Origin of the sequence: Laedolimicola sp., assembly GCF_051972735.1 — a bacterium.
GTDB classification, from domain to species: Bacteria; Bacillota; Clostridia; order Lachnospirales; family Lachnospiraceae; genus Laedolimicola; species Laedolimicola intestinihominis.
The window spans coordinates 1-693 of sequence record NZ_JBOKYU010000094.1 but is presented as its reverse complement, the minus strand read 5'-3'; the positions used below and the strand labels follow the sequence as shown (position 1 = coordinate 693).

The 693-nt window shown below is 50.9% G+C and carries 1 protein-coding gene; it reads right to left on the bottom strand.

Going from position 1 to position 693, the window contains the following annotated elements:
- The coding region (locus ACTRC3_RS11725) for a preprotein translocase subunit SecA (RefSeq protein ID WP_440323192.1) at positions 1-693 on the bottom strand (693 nt) is incomplete at both ends.

Sequence of the window (693 nt, the reverse complement as noted above, 5' to 3'; positions counted from 1 at the left end):
GTCCCAAATCATATTGGCGATGTCCATGCCTACACGCTCACCCATCAAAGCGTGGCGACGCTTCTCGTAGATAACAGTACGCTGCTTGTTCATCACGTCGTCATATTCCAACAAGCGCTTACGAATACCGAAGTTGTTCTCTTCTACCTTGCGTTGTGCACGTTCGATGCTATTATTAATCATCTTGGCCTCAATCATCTCGCCGTCCTTGAAGCCCAACTTATCCATTACGCGAGCAATGCGCTCAGAAGCGAACAGACGCATCAGCTTATCCTCCAATGATACATAGAATACAGAAGAACCTGGGTCACCCTGACGTCCGGCACGACCACGGAGCTGGCGGTCAACACGACGGCTCTCATGACGCTCTGTACCGATGATGGCGAGACCACCTGCAGCCTTCACCTCAGGAGTCAGCTTGATATCGGTACCACGACCTGCCATATTGGTAGCGATGGTTACGGCACCCTTGCCATTTACTGAGCGACCAGCCTCGGCTACGATCTGAGCCTCCTGCTGGTGCAGTTTGGCGTTCAATACATTATGAGGAATGTTGCGCATCTTCAACATCTTGCTCAACAACTCAGAGATTTCTACAGATGTGGTACCAACCAATACTGGGCGACCAGCATTGCGTGTCTCCTCAATCTCATCGATGACGGCACGATACTTCTCGCGGGCAGTCTTATATAC